General features: G+C 49.4%; 16 protein-coding genes. 1 reads left to right on the top strand and 15 read right to left on the bottom strand.

Going from position 1 to position 17,938, the window contains the following annotated elements:
• Positions 1-55: 55 nt before the first annotated feature.
• From rplS to EKM89_RS06780, 11 genes are all read right to left on the bottom strand, one after another.
• Positions 56-412 carry a 50S ribosomal protein L19 gene (rplS, locus tag EKM89_RS06730; RefSeq protein ID WP_125686932.1) on the bottom strand — a complete coding sequence of 119 codons (357 nt, stop codon included), beginning with the start codon at positions 410-412 and terminating at the stop codon, positions 56-58.
• A 112-nt stretch (positions 413-524) separates the two neighbouring features.
• The gene (gene trmD / locus EKM89_RS06735; RefSeq protein WP_125686934.1) at positions 525-1,304 is read right to left on the bottom strand and encodes a tRNA (guanosine(37)-N1)-methyltransferase TrmD; all 780 of its coding nucleotides are present in this window, start codon (positions 1,302-1,304) and stop codon (positions 525-527) included.
• Positions 1,304-1,822, bottom strand: coding sequence for a ribosome maturation factor RimM (gene rimM, locus EKM89_RS06740; protein WP_125686936.1), 519 nt, complete (start codon positions 1,820-1,822; stop codon positions 1,304-1,306). The genes trmD and rimM overlap by 1 nt, the downstream gene beginning before the upstream one ends.
• A gap of 110 nt (positions 1,823-1,932) precedes the next feature.
• Entirely contained in the window at positions 1,933-2,193 is a 261-nt protein-coding gene (locus EKM89_RS06745) for a KH domain-containing protein (RefSeq protein ID WP_125686938.1), read from the bottom strand.
• Positions 2,194-2,202: 9 nt separating this feature from the next.
• A complete protein-coding gene (rpsP, locus tag EKM89_RS06750) occupies positions 2,203-2,478 on the bottom strand; it encodes a 30S ribosomal protein S16 (protein WP_020088982.1) in 276 nt (91 codons plus the stop codon).
• Positions 2,479-2,565: 87 nt separating this feature from the next.
• Complete coding sequence (locus EKM89_RS06755) at positions 2,566-2,856, bottom strand: hypothetical protein (RefSeq protein ID WP_125686940.1); 291 nt, start codon at positions 2,854-2,856, stop codon at positions 2,566-2,568.
• Positions 2,853-4,169, bottom strand: coding sequence for a vWA domain-containing protein (locus EKM89_RS06760; protein ID WP_125686942.1), 1,317 nt, complete (start codon positions 4,167-4,169; stop codon positions 2,853-2,855). The genes EKM89_RS06755 and EKM89_RS06760 overlap by 4 nt, the downstream gene beginning before the upstream one ends.
• Before the next feature lie 3 nt (positions 4,170-4,172).
• Entirely contained in the window at positions 4,173-5,351 is a 1,179-nt protein-coding gene (locus EKM89_RS06765; RefSeq protein WP_125686944.1) for an ATP-binding protein, read from the bottom strand.
• Positions 5,352-5,755: 404 nt separating this feature from the next.
• Positions 5,756-8,404, bottom strand: a complete 2,649-nt coding sequence (locus EKM89_RS06770; RefSeq protein ID WP_125686946.1) for a cation-translocating P-type ATPase — start codon at positions 8,402-8,404, stop codon at positions 5,756-5,758.
• Between the two features lie 474 nt (positions 8,405-8,878).
• Positions 8,879-10,327, bottom strand: a complete 1,449-nt coding sequence (gene ffh / locus EKM89_RS06775; protein WP_125686948.1) for a signal recognition particle protein — start codon at positions 10,325-10,327, stop codon at positions 8,879-8,881.
• A 19-nt stretch (positions 10,328-10,346) separates the two neighbouring features.
• Entirely contained in the window at positions 10,347-10,688 is a 342-nt protein-coding gene (locus tag EKM89_RS06780; RefSeq protein ID WP_125686950.1) for a putative DNA-binding protein, read from the bottom strand.
• Positions 10,689-11,006: 318 nt separating this feature from the next.
• Here EKM89_RS06780 and EKM89_RS06785 point away from each other — a divergent pair, with 318 nt between their 5' ends.
• Complete coding sequence (locus EKM89_RS06785; protein WP_125686952.1) at positions 11,007-11,468, top strand: GNAT family N-acetyltransferase; 462 nt, start codon at positions 11,007-11,009, stop codon at positions 11,466-11,468.
• A gap of 623 nt (positions 11,469-12,091) precedes the next feature.
• Here the strand turns inward: EKM89_RS06785 and EKM89_RS06790 are convergent.
• From EKM89_RS06790 to smc, 4 genes are all read right to left on the bottom strand, one after another.
• Positions 12,092-12,355, bottom strand: a complete 264-nt coding sequence (locus EKM89_RS06790; RefSeq protein ID WP_125686954.1) for a hypothetical protein — start codon at positions 12,353-12,355, stop codon at positions 12,092-12,094.
• Positions 12,352-12,561: a helix-turn-helix transcriptional regulator gene (locus tag EKM89_RS06795; RefSeq protein WP_125686956.1), complete on the bottom strand. Its 210-nt coding sequence runs from the start codon at positions 12,559-12,561 to the stop codon at positions 12,352-12,354. The genes EKM89_RS06790 and EKM89_RS06795 overlap by 4 nt, the downstream gene beginning before the upstream one ends.
• A 231-nt stretch (positions 12,562-12,792) precedes the next feature.
• Positions 12,793-14,373: a signal recognition particle-docking protein FtsY gene (gene ftsY, locus EKM89_RS06800; RefSeq protein ID WP_125686958.1), complete on the bottom strand. Its 1,581-nt coding sequence runs from the start codon at positions 14,371-14,373 to the stop codon at positions 12,793-12,795.
• Entirely contained in the window at positions 14,373-17,927 is a 3,555-nt protein-coding gene (gene smc, locus EKM89_RS06805; protein ID WP_125686960.1) for a chromosome segregation protein SMC, read from the bottom strand. Before smc ends, ftsY begins: the two co-directional genes overlap by 1 nt.
• Between the last annotated feature and the right edge of the window lie 11 nt (positions 17,928-17,938).

Here is a 17,938-nt window from a genome sequence, read left to right on the forward strand (position 1 = left end):
GACAAAGAAACAAATAAAAAAGCCAACCACCGAAGTGATTGACCCTTTTTGGTAACTAGTTGCGACGACGTTCTGGGATCCGCGCTGCCTTACCGTTAAGTTCACGGAGGTAGTAGAGCTTAGCACGACGTACACGACCTTGACGAATAACGTCAATCTTAGCAACACGTGGGGAGTGTAATGGGAAGATCCGTTCCACACCGACACCGTTACTGATCTTACGTACCGTGTAAGTTGCTTGGATGCCAGCACCCTTACGCTTGATTACGACACCTTCGAACAATTGGATACGTTCGCGAGTACCTTCGACGATCCGGGCATGAACCCGAACAGTGTCTCCGGCACGGAAATCTGGAACATCGTCCCGTAATTGGTCTTGGTTGATCTTAGAAATTAAATTGTTTTGGCGCATAATATATTCTATCCTTTCGCCAACATTCATTCTCAGTCTCGACAGCGGAATATTGTTTTTATGGCTAAACAGCCAAAATTAAGTGTATCATATCTCGAAATGCCTGTAAAGGTTATTTTCTTGACTCCTGTTCAGCAGCCTGCCGTTCTTCCTCTTCAATACGAACATCAGCTAAGAGGTGCTTTTGCTGCTGCGTCAGTTTCTTGTGGTCGATCAGATCTGGTCGGCGTTGATACGTCCGCCGCAGTGCTTCTTTTTCACGCCACTCATCAATCTTGCCATGATTTCCACTGATCAAAACGTCTGGCACCTTCATGCCGCGGAATTCCGCTGGCCGTGTGTATTGTGGGTATTCTAGCAGACCAGATGAAAATGAGTCTCCCGGTGCTGATTCTGAATTTCCCAGTACCCCCGGCAGCAACCGGACCGTGGCATCGATCATGACCATTGAAGCTAATTCGCCACCTGTCAGGACAAAGTCACCTAAAGACACCTCATCGGTCACCAACGTCCGAATCCGCTCGTCATAGCCCTCGTAGTGGCCACACAGGAAGGTTAAATGTTCCTCATGAGCGAATTCTTCGGCCACGTGCTGGTCAAAGGTCACCCCGGCAGGATCGAGTAAAATCACACGGCCCTTGGGAAGACCCTCTGCAGCCGCCTGTTCCTCGGTCGCCTTTAAGGCATCAAAAATGGGTTGCGGCTGCAGGAGCATTCCCGCGCCGCCCCCAAACGGGTAATCATCGACGTTGCCGTGCTTATTAGTCGAATAATCCCGAAAGTTCGTCACAGGCATGGTCAGATGGCCATTTTCAATCGCCTTACCCACGATGGAATCGTGCATGGGACCGGAAAACATATCGGGAAATAAACTTAACACATCGATACGCATTACTCGAGTCCCTCCATTAGTTCCACGGTGACTTGGCCGGCATCCAGGTCGACCTTCTTCACGACATCATCGATCTTAGGCAACAGCAAGTCATCCTTACCTGCCCGGTCAACGACCCAGACATCATTGGCGCCCGGGGACAAAATCTCTTTGATCTCACCCAGCTCTTCGCCAGCTTCAGTGACGACCTTTAAGCCAACGATTTGGTGATAGTAATATTCACCGGGTTGTAAGTCCCCGGTCTCTAGTTCGTTGTCGGTCACTTTTAAGGTACTCTGTTTGTAGACTTCAACGTCATTAATTGATGGTTTTCCTTCAAAACCTAACAGATAAAAGTTTTTATGTTTCCGCATCGTCATAATGGTTAATGCCACGGGTTTTGCCTGTCCCTGTTGAAAAGCATAAACCGTTGACCCTACCGCAAAGCGACTTTCAGGAAAGTCTGTCGTTGCGATTACGCGGACCTCGCCTTTGATACCATGTGTATTTACGATAGTTCCTACCGTATAATAGGCCATATTGTTTGCCTCCTTGTAAGTTAGTTGGTTATTTCAACTCATGATTACTGATCCAAATGGACGTTAAATTTATTTTGGGGAACAAAAAAACTCGAGGAAACGTTGCCGCCTCACTCGAGAGTCTTTGTTGGGCGGTCATCGATGATGAGACGCACCCGCTTATTACCTTGAACGCGAACACTATAGACAATCGTTCGGATTGCCTGCGCCACGCGACCTTGTTTGCCGATGACCCGGCCGACATCGTCCGGATGAACGGCTAACCGATATTCGTAAAAGCGCTCCGTTTCCACTGGTGTCACCACTAGAGATTCCGGATGTTCGACGAGTGGGCTAACAATTGCTAGAATTAATGCCTTAAAATCGGTCATGGCTAATCACTACTTTTTAGTGTATTTAGCTTCATGGTATTGCTTCATGATACCAGCGTTGGAGAGTAAAGTCTTAACCGTATCTGAAGGTTGAGCACCATTGTTCAACCAGTTCATGATAGATTCTTCCTTCAACGTGATTGAAGCTGGTTGGGTAACTGGATTGTACGTTCCAACTTGTTCGATGAAACGACCATCACGAGGACTCCGTGAGTCGGCAACCACAATCCGGTAGAATGGGCGCTTCTTAGAACCCATTCGCTTTAAACGAATCTTAACTGACATGTAGACACCTCCTGTATTTCTTTCAACGTGTAATAATATACCAGTTTCTGGATATGATGTAAAGGGTTTTTTCTTTACACCCTCAAATTAATCAAAATCTTTGCGTAACCAGACCAGATCATCGACCGTTAACGATTCTCGATTCGCCACGATCCACTGCTGAACAGTAGCGTAATCAGTAAAGTTTGGTCCCTGCTTGACCCCGACGGCTTGTAAGTCACGAGCAAATCTCAGATCAGCAATCGTCATTGGCGCTTGAAACAGCGGGTTTTCTTCGGCACGCGCCGCCCATTCACCATTTAAAATCGCACGTGCATTGCGATACGCCGCCGTTTGTTGTAAGACATCGCGTAATTCTGTTGCCGTTAACTCACTCATGATTGCCTCCTTAGCAACTGCCACTGCGGATCGGTCATCAAACTCACCACGGTACCTGGTGCGCGTTTGACCGAAAATTGGTCAGTCGGACTCGTTAGGAGCCACAGAACCGTCACTGGTAGCGTTGATTGCACCTGTTTCTCACCATAGCCGTCCGTCAAAATGATGACCAACTGATTCGTCCCCCCAGCAAGCAAGTGGGGTAAGACATCGAACACGGCTTGAAATCGTGTTCCCCCACCGCCAGTTCGTTGAAGTGTCTGTGGCCGCCGCTCCAGTGCGAAAGCACGTGTTGGGTCAACGACCGTATCAAACGGGTAAACGGTCACCTGCGCCGGATAAATGGCCAATAACGTTGCCATTTGCCCCAGGAGGTAGCTGATTTCTTGATTCCCCATCGAACCAGACTCATCCACAAAGACTGCTATTTTTCGCCAAGTCTGTACGATTTCTCCCGGCAAGTCCATACGAACCGGTTGCCGGCGGTTAAACCGCCCGTATGCTGGCTGACGACCTGCTGGCACCTGACCCAAACCGCGTTTTAATAGTGCTCGCCAATCCAATGGCTGGTCAACCACCAGGGGCATGAGTGCTGCTTGAATGCTACCCGGCAAGGTTCCGCGCTGCTTGGCAGAAATTGCCTCATTTGCTGTCGTGAAAAGCTGTGCTCGCCACTGCTCGCGTGCCTCGGCAGTTTCAGCGGTTGCTTCCTGCCAACCGCTGTGACCGTCGTATTGTGGCGCTGCTGGTAATGACTGGGGACCACCTACTGCTAGTTGGCGGTTAGTGCTCTCTTTTTGTGCTTGCCAATGACGGAGTTGTTTTAGATAGACCGCAGAATCCTGTTGTGGTAGAACTGGTTCTTCTAATATTTGCCCTAATTTCTGACTAGTAATTGTATCGGCCGGCAAATCGGTCAGGTAGTCATTGACCGCCGCGTCGGTGGCCCACCGAACTAACCCGGCCTGTGCTGGCGTTTGAACGGCCGTCGCGTAACGTTGTGGGTGCCGCCAAAGCAAGTGTAACACCGTATGTCGCAGCATCGCTAACCACTGTGTACCGGTCCAAGTCGTTCGCTGTAAGGCACTCGAATTCAGTTGAAGTTGCCAATCCCGGGCCGTTGAAACGAGACTTAGTGGCGCTGTCAAGTCTTCCCGAAATGTGAGAGTCAACTGACTCAACACGTGCCCGTAAAATGGGTCTTGTTGCAACAAATACAACACGGCATCACGGTACGCGACCTGTGTCAATCGATTGCGGTCGCTTGCCGGAGCTTGGCGTAACCGTTGTAGATCCTGTGTTAAACTCACCATCGCCTACACCTCGACTTCACTACTCCGCAAACCAATCGCCGTAAGCGACCGGTAAAGTCGTCGAACGCCGGGTTGTTGGTCCTTGACTGCTGCTAAATTTTCCAAGAGATGGTTCTGTCCGGCCATCTTCTGGGCAATGGCAAACTGGCCATCTGGCGCACAATTCGTGAGTAACTCGTCAAAACGCTGTGCATGGCTACCAACCGTTAACGGCCACTCTTGTCCCGCGTCTAGGCAGTTCAGGAGAATCCGTTGTTGTTGTGCGGGAGCCAACTGTTGAAAGACCGTGGTTGCATCTTCAATGCCAAAGACCTGATTCACCGTTAATCCCGGACGTTGTGCCACCAAGAAACCAGCAAAGGTCGTCCCTACTGTCATCCCCAAATTTCCTTGCATAATGGCCGTAACAACCGCCGTTTGACTAAAGAGGTGTTGCTTATCGAGTTCACGAATGGCACGTGAGACCCGCTCCCAGGCCCGTGGTGTCGGCTGGAGATCATCATCCGTCGCATTGGTCGTCCCTATGACGTGGAGGTCCGCGGGATTATCCGTCAGATACTGAGTCACCAGCGGATCAATCCTTGCCACATCGTTAACACGACTCGTAGCCCATTGTAACCAGGTCCCTGTGTCGGCCTGCAAAATCAGCCGGGTCGTTCGATCGGCAATAGCCGCATCCCCGGGGGTCACACCGTAGTGACTTTGCTCAAACCCGGCCATGGTAGCATCCGGATTCTCAGCTAAAATCAAATGGACCTGTTTGGGCAACATCAACGTGTTTATCTGCCGCTGCAAAACCAGATTCATCAGCTCGCTTTGAACGGCCTGTGTGCCCCGATTAAACTCATCTAAAAACCAGATGATCTCCTGTTCGGGGTACGCCTCGGCGTAACGAATCATGGCAACCAGGGTGTGCGAATACCCAAACTGAACGTCGGCTAAGGACCCGTACTGCTTCGTTTGAACAAAAGAATCGCTGGTCAGCGGTGGCACTGGAATCACCAGATCACCCTTTTCCACCAGACTCACCACGGTCGTGAAAAGCTTGGCGTGTCGCTGTTGTGCAAGATCCGCCACCAAGGCCGACTTGCCGATTCCGGCTTCACCCACGATGGTCGGCACGGCACCGCTCGCCAAGACCACCTGGGTCGCTTGCAAACACGCCTGATACGTTAATGCCACGTCTGTCACGTCCTTCCGAATTTTGTCTAAAATTAGTTTAACATATATCGGGCCGTGCAAGTCTTCTGTTCGTTATAAATGACCTTCTGCAACTAGCAGGAACCCCACTTACCGCGAAACATACTTCACCAGACTTCTCACTCCGACCTCTTCTGACTCCAATCGACTGTTCCGTAGAACACGTTAAACGGGCAGCACGTTATGAACGTCAAGCCCTGCTTTTATGCCCGTCATGCAAAGCTACCACAACCCACTTTGCATACAAAAAATTATGGCAATCCGACGGAATCCTTTACAAAACGAAAAAAGTCCACGCCGTAATCGCCAATAATGACGTTCACAAGGTGGACTCTTAACTACTTGACCAGTGTATGTTAACTAACCAAACAATTATTTGTTTAAAATTACTTCATCAATCGTCGCTGGAAGAACTTCACGATTTCGACAATCACAATCATCATGAATGAAGCGACCAAGACGATTCCCCATTGGAACGCATCCAGGTGGGCAACGTGGAACATGCTGTTCAAGCCGGGCACCAGAATCGTCATTGCCAGTAAAGCAAAGGCAATCAAAATCGCCCAGTTGAAGAATTTATTTTTAAATAGACCGACCGTGAAGATCGAGCCGTGAATCGACTTGGAGTTAAAGGCGTGGAACAGTTGAATCAACCCTAAGGTGGCAAAGGCCATGGTCAAGGCATCGGCATGGATCAAGTTAGTCGCTGCATGAACCGGGTACGTCAACGCCAGCCAGTAAACGAACAGGGTGATTCCCCCCTCAAGCAGTCCTTGGTAGATAATCCCACCGAGGACCCCACCGGAGAAGAAGTTCGACTTGCGGCCTCGTGGCGGCTGTTTCATGATGTTACGTTCCATCGGTTCGACCCCTAAGGCAATTGCTGGTAATGTATCCGTCACCAGGTTGATCCATAGAATGTGAACCGGTGCTAAGATCTGCCACCCTAACATGGTCATCATGAACAACGTCAGGACTTCCCCTAGGTTTGCGGACAGCAGATACTGAATAGCCTTTTGAATGTTGGCAAAGACCTTCCGTCCCTCTTCAACGGCCACCACAATGGTCGAGAAGTTGTCATCAGCCAGAACCATATCGCTGGCACCCTTGGAAACTTCGGTCCCCGTAATGCCCATCCCAATACCAATATCGGCGGCCTTCAAGGCGGGGGCATCATTGACGCCATCTCCGGTCATGGCAACGACCTTGCCACGCTTTTGCCAAGCGTTCACGATACGCACCTTATGCTCCGGTGCGACCCGTGCATAGACCGAGTAGTCTCCAACCTTTTTGGAAAATACAGCGTCGTCCATTTCATCCAGTTCGGCACCGGTAATTACGGCAGCCGTATCGCCTTTTTCGATAATACCTAACCGTGCAGCAATCGCAGCTGCGGTATCACGATGATCACCGGTGATCATCATGGGACGAATTCCAGCAGACTTGGCGTCAGCCACAGCCTGTTCAACTTCTGGCCGCTCAGGGTCAATCATGCCAACCATCCCAGCTAAAATCAAGTCGTTTTCTACGGCTTCGCTAGTCATATTGGTTGGTACTTGGTCGACAATCCGATAGGCAAAGGCCAGTACTCGTAAGGCCTGCGTTGCTAAGTCGTGATTGGTCGTCAAAATGGCTTGATGGTCACTATCGGTCAACGGTACGACCGCGTCCGTCTTGGCTAAACGGGTCACCCGTTTGAGCAATTCGTCAGGCGCACCCTTGACAGCAATCAAGAAGCGACCATCTGTCAACGGATGGACAGTCGACATTAATTTTCGTTCAGAATCGAATGGAATTTCTGCGACCCGTGGCATCTCCTGTAAGACTTGGTCAACCGGATAATCGCGGTCCAACTGATACTGGACCAACGCCGTTTCCGTGGGATCCCCGGCGAGTCCATCGGCCGTGATTTTTGTGTCGTTACTTAAAATCATGACCTGTGCCAAGCGATTGTCCCGGGAAAAATCCAAAGTATGGGCGTCGGCTAATTTGAGATTCTCGTAAACCTTTTCGACCGTCATCTTATTTTGCGTCAACGTTCCGGTTTTATCCGAGGCGATGATGTCGGTGCTCCCCAACGTTTCAACGGCAGGGAGTTTTCGCACAATGGCGTGGCGCTTGGCCATTCGTTGTGTTCCCAACGCCAAGGTAATCGTCACGATGGCGGGCAGGCCCTCAGGAATTGCGGCAACGGCTAACGAAATCGCCGTCAATAACATGTCGATCAGGCTCTCGGCCTGACGCCACATTCCCATGGCAAAGACGATAGCGGCAATCACCAAAATCAAAATGGTCAGTGACTTCCCTAATTGCGTCAAATTGGCTTGTAGTGGCGTCGTGGTCTCATCGGCGGCTTCAATCATGCCAGCAATTCGGCCCACTTCCGTCTGCATGCCAGTCGCCACAACGACCCCGGTCGCCCGACCGTATGTGACGTTACTGTTCATAAACGCCATGTTGTGCCGATCACCAATAGCCAACTCGTTTTCAGTCAGGATGGCATCTGCCTTTTCCACTGGCACGGATTCCCCAGTCAACGCTGATTCCTCGACCTTCAAAGAGGCCACGTCAAGTAAACGCAGGTCGGCGGGAATAATGTCCCCGGCTTCCAATAGAACGATATCCCCAACGACGAGTTCGTCACTCTTCACACTCATAACCTGACCATCGCGTCGAATCGTCGCGTTAGGTGCCGACATTTCCTTTAGCGCGTTGATGGCTTCTTCGGCCTTGGCCTCCTGGAAAACCCCGAAGATGGCGTTTAACACGACCACCAGCAAAATAATCACAGCGTCGACCACTTCACCGGTCAGTCCAGCAATTAACGCCGCTACCATCAACACAATAATCATAAAGTCCTTGAATTGTGCTAAAAACTTCTGGAGGAGCGACGTCGTCTTCTGCTGATTCAATACGTTTCGCCCATTCTTTTCGAGCCGTTCTTGTGCAACTTGTGAGCTTAAGCCTTGGTCGTTAGTCTGTAAATTTTGATACAGCTGCGCGACCGTTTCTTGATAAAATGGTACTTTGGCCATTTGCCATTCCTCCTGAGGTGTGCTGTAAGCTCATCTTCTTCTAACCGGGGCTAAAAGAAAATGAGACCTACGCATGCACACAAAAAATTTTGTGGACACACATAAGTCTCACTATTTAAGGTAATACCGGATTGGCTTCTTGCTGACGATATTACCGCAGATTAATCTGCTAGTTACTCCCTTATGGTTGGTTCTTTAATTCGTAGTATACCGGAGATTTTCACCTGCGTCTACCCAAAAGGTATAAAAAGATTCACGGTGTTATTCAACATGGTTCAAAGAAGGATTGTGTGGCATGCCCATCTGCGGCTATCAGGGATTCCACCAACTCTGATTGTATCTTTTCCATACCGCAGACCCAAAATTATCAGTTGTAAATGAAAGTTTCCGGCCATTTTTCTATTCATATCCGGTCAAAACAAAAACAGGTCCAGAGATGACAATTCTGCCATTTCCAAACCCGTTCACTAAAGCCTACTTCCGCTTCTTGCGCTTCAGTCGCTTCTTTTTATTCTTCTTCATTTGCCGGGACATCCGGTTCATGGCCATCTTCTGCATCCGGCCACCCATGCCACCGCCACCCATACCTGTGTTGCCCATGAGTTGTTCCATACCGGACATGTTGCCCTTCGACACTTGGTTCATCATTTTCTTCATTTGATTAAACTGCTTGATCATGCGGTTCACTTCATGAATAGGACGTCCTGACCCGGTTGCGATTCGCCGCCGTCGCGATGGATTCAAAAGATCCGGATTCGTTCGTTCCTGTGGCGTCATAGAGTACACAACCGCCTTCAAACGACCCATGTCCTTAGGGTCGACCTGAGCATTCTTCATGGCTGGGTTGTTGGCCATTCCAGGAATCATCTTCATCAGCTCATCCATTGGCCCCATCTTTTGAATCTGTTCAAGTTGATCGAGAAAATCGTTAAAATCAAACGAATTTTCCTGAATTTTTTCGGTTAATTGTTGTGCTTGCTTTTCATCGTATTCCTTTTGCGTCTTTTCGATCAGGGACAGCATGTCCCCCATGCCCAAGATTCGTGACGCCATCCGGTCGGGGTGGAAGACGTCCAAATCGGTCATCTTTTCGCCTTGCCCGATGAACTTGATTGGCTTGCCAGTCACTGCGCGAATCGAGAGTGCAGCCCCACCACGGGTATCCCCGTCCAACTTAGTCAATACGACACCGGTCACGTCGAGTTTACCGTTGAATCCTTCGGCAGTCGCTACAGCGTTTTGCCCAGTCATCGCATCAACCGTTAACAGGATTTCATCTGGATGCGCCAAATCTTTAATGTTCGCCAGTTCATCCATCAGCTGTTCGTCAATTTGGAGACGACCGGCCGTATCAATGATGATGTAATCGTTATGCTTTTCTTCAGCCTGCGCTAATCCTTGACGAACGATTTCCACAGGATCCACGTCAGTTCCCAATTGAAAGACAGGAACATCAATACCGGCAGCCACTTGAACCAATTGTTCAATGGCGGCTGGCCGGTAAACGTCGGCCGCAATCATTAATGGCCGTGCGTTTTCTTCATTCTTTAATTTCAGCGCCAACTTCCCTGCAGTGGTCGTTTTCCCGGCCCCTTGCAGCCCAACCATCATGATGATCGTTGGAATCTTGTCAGACTTGTTCAGGGGAACGGCTTCTTCCCCCATGGTCTTGGTCAGCTCTTCATCAACAATCTTAACGATCTGTTGCGCGGGGTTCAGTCCTTCTAAGACATCGGCCCCCATTGCCCGGTCACGAACCTGTTTCACAAAGTCCTTGACCACGGTAAAGTTAACGTCGGCTTCTAGTAATGCCAGCCGAATCTCACGCATGGTTTCTCGCAGGTCACTTTCGGAGACTTTCCCTTTGCCCCGCAATTTGCGCATTGCGTTTTGTAGTCGTTCGGTTAATCCTTCAAACGCCATTCGTTTTGCCACCTAACTTTCATTGTTCTTCTAGATTTTCAAGACCCGCAACCAACCGGTTCAGCTTCGCGTCCTTGGGATAGTTATCCGCCACGTACGCTTGAATCTCATCGGCCTGTTGATTGCGCGCGGTAAATTCTTGGTAGAGATGCAATTTAGCTTCATAATCTTCGAGAATTTTCTCGGTCCGCCGTAAATTATCGTAGACCGCCTGACGACTAACATTATACTCTTCAGCAATTTCACCCAAAGAATAGTCATCTCCGTAATATAATTGCATATAGTTATTTTGCTTCACGGTCAGTAGCGGCTGGTAGAACGCAAATAAGGAATTAATCCGATAGTTTTTTTCAATCTCCATGCTTGGTCCTCCAGTTCGTGTCACACTCTACTAGGGTACCGATTTTTAGCGCTTTCGTCAATTTTTTTCGCTGATTTCGGGTAAAGTTACTGGTGAAACAGCTTAATCACATTTGATGTGCATCAGTCATGGTCAACGCGCAAAGTCAGCGCTGATCATCTATTTTAATAATAATTTTCGTGTTGTTAACCCATGAATAGCGGAATTCTCACTTACTTTTCATAAAGCAATCGCATTTCATGCCCCTCACTGTCATCCTTATTCTCCACTGGAACAATTAAATCTCACTCACTTTCTACATACCAGGAGGATATTACCATGTCAATCACTATCACGCGTGAAAACGACGCCATCACCAAAGCCAACATCGTCCAAGAAGTTCTCGCTGATCTTCCCGAGTGGTTCGGACTGCCGAACTCCATGACAGCATACGTTGACGCTGCCCGTGACCTACCACTATGGGTCGCTCGCAATGAAAAAAATGTCGTGGGCTTCATCGGCCTCACCACGACTAGTGCTGCTACCGCTGAAGTTCAGTGTATGGGTATCAAACGTGCCTACCACCATCAAGGTATCGGCCGGCGACTCATGGTCGAACTCATCGCGAACGCGCGCCAAACGTTTAGTTACCTTCAGGTCAAGACGGTCGCTCCCGGCCACTATACCGCCTATGATCAAACTAATACCTTCTACCGTGCAGTTGGTTTTGACCCGTTAGAAGTTTTCCCGACCTTCTGGGACACCTGGAATCCCTGTTTGATTCTGATTCAAAAACTATAAACCATACAAAATTAGCGTTGTAAACCCACAGTTGGATTTTACAACGCTAATTTTAATATCTTTCTTTTGCCTGGATCAAGCTATCTTGTCTTGTCGAAAATCAGTCTCCACGCTAAGTAGCCCCCCCCCAGAACCAGCAGCAACCTAAAAGTTAGTAAGTAACCGGTTGAATCAAAAATAAAAGCACTCCTTAAAACGGCTACACTCCGATTTCCCGCTACTTTCCAAGCCTGCCTCTGACTCAAAAATTATAGATGATACAACAGGCAACCCTGTCAAAAGCTGGCTAACCCCCTAAGTATTGATCACATTAATTCCTATCGTATGTATCCGGTTCTCAGCTCCTGCACCTATTAATTGGACGACACCCTACTGACCGGTTGGCTTTAAACGTATTATCACAACATTCATTCAAACACTGTGCTAACTTCTATCCTAAAGTTATCTCCTATGCTTTAGTTATGCCCGATCATATTTATGCCAAAGATAATAGTACTGACAATTGCTACCAATTATGATAAGCAATAGTAAACCTAAAATAGTATTTCCAAACGATACCACTGTGAACTGCCAGGAACTCCCCATGAGGACAAAGACTATTAGCATCAGTAAGCATATGCAATCTATAAGTGTGTGCATGCACGCATTACGCGCAACGCTACCGCCTTATCCCGTTCATCATCGACAAAATACAGCCCCTTAAATGTCTTGACGCCCAGATACTTTGACAAATACCAACACATCCCCCACAGATTCACAGTCATTAATAAAACAACAACCATAGTCAACCAATCTGGCATATCTATCCAAAATAAAATCGCCAAGATGATGGCAGTAAGGTTATTACTCCAAAAGGTGAAGCGAACGATTCTTTGCGCTCGTGTCATTTTGACGCCTCCTTCGTTTCGTAATCAAATAACGTGTCAACCGTTGTATTTAAAACTTCCGCCAATTTAAAAGCTAAAGTTAGTGAAGGATCGTATTTGTCATTTTCAATCGCATTAATAGTTTGCCGGGTCACCTTAGCCAACTCAGCAATTTCGGCTTGAGACAATTTTAATTTTTTTCGCCGAACGGTAATGCTATTCCGCATCGTTTCTCACCTTCTTAACGTCAAAACTATGACCACTTATAGTAAAACATGTTTAACATTATATGTAAATAGTTTTTGACATTTCAAGCATAACTACAGGACCTGTTTTTAGGCTAGTCTTACTTTATCAGCCTACTCTTCAAGCGTTAACCCGTCTTCGGTTCAACGAAAACATCAAAAAAACGGCATAAGTATCACCCCCCTAAGGTCAACACTCATGTCGCTAATTATTTACTTTTTTTCCAAAGTTTTAACGTCGATCAAGCCCTTAAACAGGCCATAAACGAATTCGTTCGGATCAAATGGTCGTAGATCTGAGATCTGTTCTCCAAGTCCAATGAACTTCACCGGGACGTGGAGCTCGTTGCGAATTGCCAGCACGATCCCCCCACGGGCCGTCCCATCTAACTTAGTTAAGACGATTCCAGTCACGTCCGTAGATTCCTTGAACAACTTCGCCTGTGTCAGCGCGTTCTGGCCAGTTGTGGCGTCCAACACTAATAAGACTTCATGTGGCGCAGTTGGAATCTCACGGGTGATGATTCGCTTCATCTTTTCCAGCTCATTCATCAGGTTGACCTTGTTCTGCAATCGACCAGCGGTGTCAACGAAAAGGATGTCGTAATCCTCATCCTTCGCCTTTTTCACGGCGTCAAACACAACAGCAGCGGGATCCGACTGTGGTTTCCCGGTGACAATGTCGACATCCGCGCGCTTAGCCCAAACATCGAGTTGTTCCGTCGCCCCAGCCCGAAAAGTATCGGCGGCGGCCAACAGAACTTTTTTACCCTGTTGGTGGAAACGGTTTGCCATCTTCCCAATGGTCGTCGTCTTACCGACCCCGTTGACCCCAACAAACAAGATTACTGTGGGGCCCTCAGACGCCATGTTTAGTGCCGTGCTCTCATCGTTACCGGCCGCATCATAAATCTCGACCAACTTTTCCACGACCACGTTTTGTACATCTTGGGACTTCTTAGCGTTTTGTAGTTTCACTTCATCTCGCAACTCGTCACTGAGCTTCACAGCCATATCAAAGCCAACGTCGGCGCCAATCAAAGTCTCTTCAAGGTCATCAAAGAAACTCTCGTCGACGTGCCGAAAGTTGGCAAGCAGAGCGTTCAGGCGCTGACCAAATGTCGTCCGCGTCTTTTCCAGCCCCTTGTCGTAAAGTTGTTCGTCACTGACAGGTTTTTCGGTGGGTTCAGCTGGCACAGATTCTGTCGGCACGGATTCTGCTTCGCTAGGCATTTCAACTGATTTTTCAGCCGCACCCTTTGCTTCTTCACTGTTTGCAACAACCGCCTCACTACCTGGCGTTTCGGCTACCGATGTTGACTCCAAAACTGGTGCCGCTTCAGATGTTACCTCAGGTTCAGACACAACCACTGACTTGGTAACGGATTCTGAAGTAACAGTTGGCGCCACAGGGGCTTCACTCGTCATTTCAGTTGCCGTTTCACTGGCCTCATTAGGCACAACTTCACCGATTAGATTCCCATTGTCAGTTGTTTGTGACGCTTCGCTGGTGGGAGTTATGCTAGTCTCAGACTCACTAGTTGTGGCCGTTGCTTCACTCGTTTCGGCTTCACTAGTTGTACTGGTCTCACTGGTCTCACTGGTCTCACTGGTCTCACTGGTCTCACTGGTCTCACTGGTCTCACTGGCTACACTGGTCTCACTATCCGTTGCCTCACTCGCAACACTCTCGCTAGTGACGGCCGCATTTTCTACTGGTTCTGCTTCTGATTCCGGTTTTGGTGCTTCACTCGCCGGCTTGGCACGCCGACGGAAAATATCAAATAATCCCATTAGGATTGCTTCCCTTCCGTAGTGGTCTCGTGGTCAAGGTCAACTGCCACCATCTTAGACACCCCGGACTCCTGCATGGTCACACCGTACAAAATGTCGGCTTGAACCATGGTTTCCTTCCGATGGGTGATGACGATAAATTGTGTTTGATTTTGGAACTGATGAATGTAACGGGCAAATCGGGTCACATTAGCTGGATCTAGCGCCGCTTCCACTTCATCTAAGATACAGAATGGCACAGGTTGCACCTGTAAAATCGCAAATAATAGCGTAATCGCTGTCAGTGCCCGCTCGCCACCGGAAAGAAGCCCCATGTTCTGGAACTTTTTGCCAGGTGGCTGCGCCATAATGTCAATTCCAGTTGTTAGTAAGTCATCTGGATCGGTCAAAACAAGCTTAGCCGTTCCCCCACCAAACATCTGGCGGAATGTCGCAGTAAACTTTGCCGCAATTTGATCGAAGCTGTCCTTGAATCGGCGTTTGACTTGGCCATCCAATTCAGTCATGGTCGTCGTCAACTGCTCCTTAGCCGTCAATAGATCATCGCGCTGTTGCGTCAAGAAATCATAGCGTTCACGCACATCTTTATATTCGTCAATGGCGTTCACGTTGACCGGCCCAATCTCATCCAAACCACGCTTCAATAGTTTCAATTGGACCGCAAGCTCATCGGCTGGCAAGTCACTGACATCCTGCTCGGCAGCCGCTAAGCTCACATGATACTTTTCAGACAACTGGTTCTGTTGTTGGTCGATCAAGGCCGATAGACGCGTCTGCTTGACCTGTGCTTGTTGCAACTCATCGTTAGCCAACTGCAATAACCCGCTAGTCCGCTGGTTTGCCGTTTCGGCAGCAGCCAGATCATCGTTTGCTGTGGTCAACAGTTCATTTTCCTGCGCCACTTGTTGTTCGACTGTCTGCCGGGCCACTTGGGCGTCGGCCAGCCGTTGCTGAGCCTGTTCTGGCGTCAGTGACTCCTGATTCACCAATTGCTGTAGCTCGGCGGTCACCGTCGTCACCTGTTGCTGGTCAGCTTGCATTTGCTTTTCCAGTCGATGCACCGTTTCTACCTGCTGTTGGTGACGTTCCTTAGCTCCCGCCAACCATGTTTGCTTGGCAGTTAACGCCGTCTGATTCTGCGCTTGTTCAGCCGTCACTGTCGTGATCTTAGTCTGCAAGTCCTTGACGTGTTGCTCGGTCGCCGCCACATCCTGCTCGCCGACGGTAATTCGCGCCGCAATCGACTCACCCTGTTGGTCGTCCGTGACCACCTGCGCCTGTTTGATCTCCAATTTGGCGGCCTTCACCTGCCGATCAGCCTGTCCGGCCGTCGTTTGGGCATTTGCCAGATTGTCCTCTAATTGCCGACATTGTGGTTGTAAGCGATTGATCGTTACCTGCAGTTCCTGACTGCGAGCCTCACTGTCCTGTAGCCCGGCTCGTTGCTGCTTGATTTTCGTTTCCTGAGCCGTAAGCTTGCTCTTCATAGCCGCAATCGACGTTTGGAGCTGTTGTAACTCTTGTTGTTGCCGCAAAACACTGCTGTGGCTCTGCCGCGATTGCCCCCCGGAAATGGCCCCGCTGGCACTGACCACGTCACCCGTCAGACTAACCACCCGATAGCGATGGTGAATCCGCTGACTGATATCGACGGCCGTATCCAAATTGGCCGCAAAAATCGTGGTTCCCAGCAGGTAGTCCAAAATGGGCTGTGCTTGGGCTGTCATCTGTACCAGGTCACTCCCGACACCAAGAAAACCAGAGAGTCCCCGTAAGAGTTGCCGCGTGCTCCGGTCGACTTGACGGCCGCGAATCGTAGTTAGTGGTAAAAAGGTTGCCCGTCCACCTTTGTGTTCGCGCAAATAACCGACCGCAGCCTTCGCCGTCGTTTCGTCATCGACCACGACCTGTTGTAGCTGACCACCCAAGGCGTATTCTACCGCCATCGTATACCGTTCCGGTACTTGCAGAAGTTCGGAAACGGCGCCCAGCAAGCCGCGAAAATGATCACGTTGCTTCAAAATGGCCCGGACGCCCTGGTAGAACCCCCCATATTCGGCTGAAGCAGACTGCAGGCTCGCCGCCTGCGTTTGCGCTCGCTGGTAAACTTCTAGGGCTGCTTGCCAATTATGCTGGGCCTGCTGGTAGGCCTTTTGTAACTGCTGATACTGCCCAGCTTCGGTGTCTAATCCCTGTTCGGCTTGGTTCACCTGTGCCTTAACTGTGGTGGTCTGTTCCGTGAGCGTCATTACCGTCGTTTGGGCCGCTCGGGCCTTCGCCTGTAAGTCAGCCAGCTGCTGGGCCACCCGCTGACCTTGTTGCTGTACCCGTTCTTGATTTTGTTGTAAATACTGACGTTGATTCCGCAGCGTGGCAATCTGTTGTTTCTGATCGAAGTATGTCGTACGTAGATCCTCCAGCTGCTGCCGCAACGCTGTCACCGTCTTGGGGTCCGTCGCCACCGTTAAAGTTTTGACTTCACCCTGAGCTGTCTTCATCGCCGCCACTAGCTCGTTGACCTGTTGTTTAGTCGTAGCTAATGCGTCTTGATTGGTCGCAATACGATCGTTTAGTTCAGCCAGTTGATCCTTGGCCTGCCGCTGTTGTTCGTCCAAATGGCGTTGCTGCTCGCCGGACAGATTCACCTGTCCCTGAGCTTGTTCAACCCGTTGCGTTGCCGTCACCAATTTTGCTTGCAGGGCATCCTTGGCTGCCAAATGATCAGCCTGTCCTTGCTTCAACTGCTGAACCGTTGCCAACTGCTCTTTTTCGGCATTTTGATGCATCGTGACCTGGTTATGCTTGGTGCGCACAAGGCTGTCGGCCGTCTGCTTTTCGGCCAGCTCTGCTCGTAATTGGCGCGTGAGTTGGGTTCGATCCAACAGAGCAAATTTTTCCTGTTGATCAAGATAATCTTGTGCCAAACTACTCTGTTTTTCTAGCGGCTCGATTCGGCCTTCGAGTTCCGCGATAATGTCTTCAACCCGACTCAAATAAGCCATCGTGTCGTCCATTTCTCGCTGCGCCTTTTCCTTATGCTTGCGGTACTTGTAGACTCCGGCGACCTCTTCAATGATGTTACGGCGATCCTCAGGCTTGCTATTAAAGATGGATTCCACCCGTCCTTGAGAAATAATGGAAAAGGAGTCCTGACCCATCCCGGAATCCATGAGCAGTTCCGTAATGTCCTTTAATCGACAGTCCTGACCATTAAGCTGGTAATTACTTTCACCGCTCCGATACAGCGCCCGACTGATAGTCAGTTCGGTATAGTCACTTTTCAAATAGTGGTCAGTGTTGTCCAATGTAATGGCCACTGCTGCTCTATTCAATGGGTGCCGGTCAGCCGAACCCGCAAAGATTATATCGGGCATTTTACTGCCTCGTAAACTTTTGGCGGACTGTTCCCCTAGAACCCAACGGACGGCCTCAGAAATGTTACTCTTTCCGCTACCGTTAGGGCCGACGATGCCGGTCATTCCCGGCAAAAAGTCAATTCGAGTCTTATCCGCAAAGGATTTGAACCCGCTAATTTCTAATGTCTTCAACCGCATCGTTAGTCATC

The sequence above is a fragment of the Levilactobacillus fujinensis genome, assembly GCF_003946335.1.
In the GTDB taxonomy this organism is placed as follows: Bacteria; Bacillota; Bacilli; order Lactobacillales; family Lactobacillaceae; genus Levilactobacillus; species Levilactobacillus fujinensis.

Bases quoted from the DNA above. Each gene is read 5' to 3' on its own strand.
- EKM89_RS06770 (WP_125686946.1), bottom strand. From the start codon at position 8,404: ATGGCCAAAGTACCATTTTATCAAGAAACGGTCGCGCAGCTGTATCAA.
- rplS (WP_125686932.1), bottom strand. From the start codon at position 412: ATGCGCCAAAACAATTTAATTTCTAAGATCAACCAAGACCAATTACGG.
- EKM89_RS06755 (WP_125686940.1), bottom strand. From the start codon at position 2,856: ATGAGTGAGTTAACGGCAACAGAATTACGCGATGTCTTACAACAAACG.
- EKM89_RS06760 (WP_125686942.1), bottom strand. From the start codon at position 4,169: ATGGTGAGTTTAACACAGGATCTACAACGGTTACGCCAAGCTCCGGCA.
- ftsY (WP_125686958.1), bottom strand. From the start codon at position 14,373: ATGGGATTATTTGATATTTTCCGTCGGCGTGCCAAGCCGGCGAGTGAA.
- EKM89_RS06795 (WP_125686956.1), bottom strand. From the start codon at position 12,561: ATGCGGAATAGCATTACCGTTCGGCGAAAAAAATTAAAATTGTCTCAA.
- EKM89_RS06790 (WP_125686954.1), bottom strand. From the start codon at position 12,355: ATGACACGAGCGCAAAGAATCGTTCGCTTCACCTTTTGGAGTAATAAC.
- ffh (WP_125686948.1), bottom strand. From the start codon at position 10,327: ATGGCGTTTGAAGGATTAACCGAACGACTACAAAACGCAATGCGCAAA.
- EKM89_RS06745 (WP_125686938.1), bottom strand. From the start codon at position 2,193: ATGACCGATTTTAAGGCATTAATTCTAGCAATTGTTAGCCCACTCGTC.
- EKM89_RS06785 (WP_125686952.1), top strand. From the start codon at position 11,007: ATGTCAATCACTATCACGCGTGAAAACGACGCCATCACCAAAGCCAAC.
- EKM89_RS06780 (WP_125686950.1), bottom strand. From the start codon at position 10,688: ATGGAGATTGAAAAAAACTATCGGATTAATTCCTTATTTGCGTTCTAC.
- rpsP (WP_020088982.1), bottom strand. From the start codon at position 2,478: ATGTCAGTTAAGATTCGTTTAAAGCGAATGGGTTCTAAGAAGCGCCCA.
- smc (WP_125686960.1), bottom strand. From the start codon at position 17,927: ATGCGGTTGAAGACATTAGAAATTAGCGGGTTCAAATCCTTTGCGGAT.
- rimM (WP_125686936.1), bottom strand. From the start codon at position 1,822: ATGGCCTATTATACGGTAGGAACTATCGTAAATACACATGGTATCAAA.
- trmD (WP_125686934.1), bottom strand. From the start codon at position 1,304: ATGCGTATCGATGTGTTAAGTTTATTTCCCGATATGTTTTCCGGTCCC.